The sequence below is a fragment of the Nocardioides sp. genome (assembly GCF_036401255.1).
In the GTDB taxonomy this organism is placed as follows: Bacteria; Actinomycetota; Actinomycetes; order Propionibacteriales; family Nocardioidaceae; genus Nocardioides.
Genome location: NZ_DASWVI010000209.1, coordinates 1 through 5679, shown reverse-complemented (window position 1 = coordinate 5679; position 5679 = coordinate 1). Strand labels below are relative to the sequence as shown.

General features: G+C 74.0%; 5 protein-coding genes. 3 read left to right on the top strand and 2 right to left on the bottom strand.

Annotation, left to right across the window (positions count from 1 at the left end):
* The coding region (locus VGD85_RS09850; protein ID WP_331063277.1) for a PucR family transcriptional regulator ligand-binding domain-containing protein at window positions 1-567 on the bottom strand (567 nt) is incomplete at its 3' end.
* An 81-nt stretch (window positions 568-648) separates the two neighbouring features.
* On the opposite strand from VGD85_RS09850, the gene VGD85_RS09845 reads away from it, so the two are divergent.
* From VGD85_RS09845 to VGD85_RS09835, 3 genes are read left to right on the top strand one after another with little or no spacing between them, the layout of a single operon-like run.
* Window positions 649-2160 (top strand): CoA-acylating methylmalonate-semialdehyde dehydrogenase, encoded by a 1512-nt coding sequence (locus tag VGD85_RS09845; protein WP_331063276.1) that lies wholly within the window; start codon window positions 649-651, stop codon window positions 2158-2160.
* 44 nt (window positions 2161-2204) lie between these two features.
* A complete protein-coding gene (locus VGD85_RS09840; RefSeq protein WP_331063275.1) occupies window positions 2205-3506 on the top strand; it encodes an aspartate aminotransferase family protein in 1302 nt (433 codons plus the stop codon).
* The gene (locus VGD85_RS09835) at window positions 3503-4894 is read left to right on the top strand and encodes an FAD-dependent oxidoreductase (RefSeq protein ID WP_331063274.1); all 1392 of its coding nucleotides are present in this window, start codon (window positions 3503-3505) and stop codon (window positions 4892-4894) included. Before VGD85_RS09840 ends, VGD85_RS09835 begins: the two co-directional genes overlap by 4 nt.
* Before the next feature lie 14 nt (window positions 4895-4908).
* On the opposite strand, the gene VGD85_RS09830 is transcribed toward VGD85_RS09835, so the two are convergent.
* A partial coding sequence (locus tag VGD85_RS09830; protein WP_331063273.1) for an MBL fold metallo-hydrolase occupies window positions 4909-5679 on the bottom strand: 771 nt, incomplete at its 5' end.

Below are 5679 nucleotides of genomic sequence, written 5' to 3'. Positions count from 1 at the left end.
GGGCTCCGCGCGGGCCGCCGGCACCAGCGCCCGGTGCCCCAGGTCCTCGAGCACCACCGAGCCGGCGGCCAGGTCGGCGGCCGCCTCGACCAGCCGGGCCGTCGAGGCGCGCGCGAGCCCGAGCTCGGTGAACGTCTCGTGCACCCGTCCGGCGAAGGCCACCTCGTCGAAGTGCTCCGCGACGATCGTGCGGTGCACGGCCTCGGTCACGTCGACGAACCGCACCGGCCGGTTGAGCGCGACGAGCGGGAACCCGGCCGCGCGGGCGCGCCGCAGCGCGGGCTCCGGCACCGAGGGGTACGCCGCGCTGAGCTCGATCACCAGCCCGGCGGCACGCACCTCGACCAGCTGACGCACGAAGTCGTCGGCGGCCTCGGCCGACGCCGCCATCCCGAGGCCGGTCGTGAGCACCAGCTCGTCGCCGGAGAGGACGGTGCCGATGTCGCGCACCTCCGAGACGTGCACCCAGCGCAGCGGCCGGTCGAGGCCCGCCTCCCCGCTGAGGACGACCGGGTCGCCCGCCGCCAGGGCCGGCAGCCCCAGCGCCTCACGCATCGTCACCGGCACGCGACACAGTGTCGCACGTCAGGCCGCATCAGCGACGGATCGTCCCTCGCCCGCGGGGCCGCGCTGCGCCACGATCGGGCCATGACGACCAGCTCCCCCAGCTCGCCCATCCCGCACTGGATCGACGGCCGCCCGCACACCGGGGCGGCCACCCGCGTCGGCGACGTCACGAACCCCGCCACCGGCGAGGTGACCGGCCAGGTGGTGTTCGCCGACGAGGCGGACGTCGCGGCCGCGGTCGCCTCCGCGAAGGCCGCGTCCACCGACTGGGCGCGCACCTCGGTGAGCGCGCGCACCCAGGTGGTCTTCCGGTTCCGCGAGCTGCTCAACGAGCGCAAGGAGGAGCTGGCCGCGATCATCACCGCCGAGCACGGCAAGGTGCGCTCCGACGCGCTCGGCGAGGTCTCCCGCGGCCAGGAGGTCGTCGAGTTCGCGTGCGGCATCCCGCACCTGCTCAAGGGCGGCAACAGCCCGCAGGTCTCGAGCGGCGTCGACGTGCACAGCATCCGCCAGCCCCTCGGCGTGGTCGGCATCATCAGCCCGTTCAACTTCCCCGCGATGGTCCCGATGTGGTTCTTCCCGATCGCGATCGCCGCCGGCAACGCCGTCGTCCTCAAGCCCAGCGAGAAGGACCCGTCCGCGGCGATCTGGATGGCCCGGCTCTGGCAGGAGGCCGGCCTCCCGGACGGCGTCTTCACCGTGCTCCAGGGCGACAAGGTCGCGGTCGACGGCCTGCTCGACCACCCGGACGTCGCCTCGATCAGCTTCGTCGGGTCGACCCCGATCGCGCAGTACGTCTACGAGCGCGCGAGCGCGACCGGCAAGCGGGTGCAGGCCCTCGGTGGCGCCAAGAACCACATGGTCGTGCTGCCCGACGCCGACCTCGACCTGGCCGCGGACGCCGCGGTCAGCGCGGGCTACGGCTCCGCGGGCGAGCGCTGCATGGCGATCAGCGTGCTGGTGGCGGTCGGCGGCATCGGCGACGAGCTCGTCGAGCGGATCGCCCAGCGGACCGCGACGCTGCGGGTCGGCGACGGGACCCGAGATGCGGACATGGGTCCGCTGGTGACGCGGGCGCACCGCGACAAGGTGGCGTCGTACATCGACGCCGGCGAGGCCGAGGGCGCCACGCTGGTCGTCGACGGGCGCAAGGTCGACGCGGACGGCGAGACCAACGGGTTCTGGCTCGGCCCGACGCTGTTCGACCACGTCGAGGCGTCGATGAGCATCTACACCGACGAGATCTTCGGGCCGGTGCTCTGCGTGGTGCGCGCCGAGACCTACGCGGAAGCCATCGAGCTGGTCAACGCCAACCGCTACGGCAACGGCACCGCGATCTTCACCAGCAACGGCGGCGCCGCCCGGGCGTTCGAGCAGGACGTCGAGGTCGGCATGATCGGCGTCAACGTCCCGATCCCGGTGCCGATGGCCTACTACTCCTTCGGTGGCTGGAAGTCCTCGCTGTTCGGCGACACCCACGCCCACGGCGTCGAGGGCGTGCACTTCTTCACCCGCGGCAAGGTCGTCACGACCCGCTGGCCCGACCCCGGCAGCGCCGGCGGTCTCGAGCTGGCCTTCCCCAAGAACCACTGAGGGGCACGCGAGTCTCCCTGGACGCTCCACCCGAGAGGACCCCGATGAGCACGACGTACGACCTGGACCGCAAGCACGTCTTCCACTCCTGGTCCGCGCAGGAGGAGATCACCCCGATGGTGATCGGCGCCGCCCGCGGCTCCTACGTGTGGGACGAGGACGACCGCCGCTACCTCGACTTCTCCAGCCAGCTGGTGTTCACCAACATCGGCCACCAGCACCCGCGGGTGACCGCGGCGATCAAGGAGCAGGCCGACCGGCTCTGCACGATCGCCCCCCAGCACGCCAACGAGCAGCGGTCGCAGGCCGCGGTGCTGATCGCCGAGATCGCGCCGGACGGGTTCGAGAAGGTGTTCTTCACCAACGGCGGCGCCGACGCCAACGAGCACGCCGTCCGGATGGCCCGGCTGCACACGGGGCGGTTCAAGGTGCTCACGGCGTACCGCTCCTACCACGGCGGCACCCAGACCGCGATCAACCTCACCGGCGACCCGCGGCGCTGGCCCAACGACACCGCGACCGCCGGTGCCGTGCACTTCTTCGGGCCGTTCCTGTACCGCTCGGAGTTCCACGCCAGCACCCCCGAGGAGGAGTGCGAGCGGGCGCTGCACCACCTGGCCCGCACCATCGAGGCCGAGGGCCCGGACACGATCGCCGCGATCCTGCTCGAGACCATCCCGGGCACGGCCGGCATCTTCGAGCCGCCGCCGGGCTACCTCGCCGGCGTCCGCGAGCTGTGCGACCGGCACGGCATCGTGATGATCCTCGACGAGGTGATGGCCGGCTTCGGGCGCGCGGGCACCTGGCTGGCGCTGGACCGGTACGCCGTGACCCCGGACCTGATCACGTTCGCGAAGGGCGTCAACTCCGGCTACGTCCCGCTGGGCGGGGTGATCATCAGCGACCCGATCGCCGCGACGTTCGCCCACCGGCCCTACCCCGGGGGCCTCACCTACTCCGGCCACCCGCTCGCCACCGCGGCGGCCGTCGCGACCATCCACACGATGCGCGACGAGGGCATCGTCGAGAACGCCGACCGGCTCGGCCGCGAGGTGTTCGGCCCGGGCCTGGCCGAGCTGGCCGGGCGGCACCCGTGCGTCGGCGAGGTCCGCGGCGTCGGCGTGTTCTGGGCGCTCGACCTGGTCACCGACGCCTCCACCCGCGCGATGCTGGGGCCGGCCGGGCTGGCCGCGGTGGTCGCGGCCTGCAAGAGCGCGGGGATGCTGCCGTTCGCCACCGCCAACCGGATCCACCTGGTGCCTCCGTGCACGATGAGCGACGAGGAGGCCCGCGAGGGCCTCGCGATCCTCGACGGTGCGCTCGAGGTCGGTGATGCGCACGCATGAGCGGGTCGATGCCGACGGTCTATGAGCGTCTCGCGCCACCGGCCGCACTCGTCGACGCGGCGCTGGCACCGAGCCGGCACTCGATCTTCTGGCTGGAGGACGCGCCCGGCACGGCGTACCCACCACTGGTCGCGGACACCGCCGCCGACCTCACCGTGGTCGGCGGCGGCTACTGCGGGCTGTGGACCGCGGTGCTCGCCAAGCGGCGCGACCCCGGCGCGCGGGTGGTGCTGCTCGAGGCCCAGACGGTCGGCTGGGCGGCGTCTGGGCGCAACGGCGGGTTCTGCGAGGCCAGCCTCACCCACGGCGAGGAGAACGGCCGCCGCCGCTGGCCCGATGAGTACGCCGAGCTCGAGCGGCTCGGCCGGGAGAACCTCGACGCTTTCGCGGCCGACGTGCGCGAGCTCGGGCTCGCCTGCCAGTTCGAGCGCACCGGGACACTGAGCGTCGCCGTGGAGCCGCACCAGGTCGACTGGCTGCGCGGCGAGCCCGGGTTCCTCGACGGCCCGGCGGTCCGGCGCGAGATCGACAGCCCGGTGCTCCTCGGCGGCGCCTGGGACCGCGAGGACTGCGCGCTGGTGCACCCGGGGCGGCTCGCGCGGGAGCTGGCCCGGGTCGCGGCCGAGCTGGGCGTCGAGATCCACGAGCGGACGACGGTCACCGGGCTCGACGGCCGGTCCGTGCGGACCACCGGCGGCACCGTCACCAGCGACCGGGTCGTGCTGGCGACGAACGTCTTCCCGTCCCAGCTGCGCCGCGCCCGGCTGCTCACGGTCCCGGTCTACGACTACGTGCTGATGACCGAACCACTGACCGACGCCCAGCTCGCGTCGGTCGGCTGGGCGCACCGGCAGGGTCTCAGCGACCTGGCCAACCAGTTCCACTACGCGCGGCTGACGGCGGAGAACCGGATCCTCTGGGGCGGCTACGACGCGATCCACCAGCGGCAGGTGCGCGGCGAGCACGAGGAGCGCCCCGAGTCGTTCCGCAGGCTGGCCTCGCACTTCCTCACCGTGTTCCCCCAGCTCGAGGACGTGCGGTTCAGCCACCGCTGGGCCGGCGCGATCGACACCTCGACCCGGTTCGCGGCGTTCCACGGCCTCGCCGGCGGGGGCCGGATCGCCTACGCCGCGGGCTTCACGGGGCTCGGCGTCGGGGCGACCCGGTTCGCGGCCGAGGTGATGCTCGACCGGCTCGCCGGCCTCGACACCGCGCGCACCCGGCTCGCGATGGTGCGGCGGATGCCGCTGCCGTTCCCGCCCTCCCCTGTCGCCGACCTCGGGATCGCGCTGACCCGCTGGTCGCTGGACCGCGCCGACCACCGCGAGGGCCGGCGCAACCTGTTCCTGCGGACCCTGGACCGGGCCGGGCTGGGTTTCGACTCCTGACCCCAGCCGTCTGCTCAGGGTGCGCCGACGGCGAGGTACGGGGCATGCAGGTGAGCGGTCCCCAGCCGCCCGCCGTGCCCGGAGAGGAGGTCGAGCACCCCGGCGCGGGTGCGCTCGGCGAGCTCGGGATCGGCGTCGTGGGCGTAACGGGCCGCGGGATCGAGGACCTGCAGAGCGTGCACGAACACGTCCCCCGCGAGCACCATGAGGTGATCGGCCGTCGAGACCGCGACGCTCTGGTGGCCGGGCGTGTGCCCGGGGGTCGGCACCAGACGCACCGAGGTGCCCGCGGTCGGCGGCGCCAGCTCGACCTCGCCCGCGCAGGAGTGGAGCTGGCCGGTCGCCCGGAGCGGCTCGACGAGACCGGTCCACAGCAACGACTCCGGGCCGATCGCCGCGAGCTCCGCCTGCTGCACGAGATACCGCGCGTTCGGGAACGCCGGGGCGCCGCTCGCGTCCACGCTCCCGGCCGCGTGGTCGAGGTGGAGGTGGGTGAGCACGACGTCGGTGACGTCGGTCGGCGCCACCCCGGCCTGCGCGACGACCCGGTCCGCCAGGTGGCGGGCGGGCCCCGGCGCCCACGACGGCCGCAGCGCGGTGTCGCTGGCCGCGCCGGTGTCGACCAGCACGACCCGGTCACCGGCCTCGACGACGTACGTGCGGAACGCCAGCCACCACTGGCCGTCCGGCGTGTCGACCGGCCCGGGGTCGAGCCGCTCGGCCGCCTCGCGCAGCGCGGGCGTGGTGCCGAGGAACGCGTCGGACAGGGGCGCGAAGAAGGGCCC

Excerpts from the sequence above, each read along its gene's own strand:
- VGD85_RS09845 (WP_331063276.1), top strand. The coding sequence starts at position 649 with ATGACGACCAGCTCCCCCAGCTCGCCCATCCCGCACTGGATCGACGGC.
- VGD85_RS09840 (WP_331063275.1), top strand. The coding sequence starts at position 2,205 with ATGAGCACGACGTACGACCTGGACCGCAAGCACGTCTTCCACTCCTGG.
- VGD85_RS09835 (WP_331063274.1), top strand. The coding sequence starts at position 3,503 with ATGAGCGGGTCGATGCCGACGGTCTATGAGCGTCTCGCGCCACCGGCC.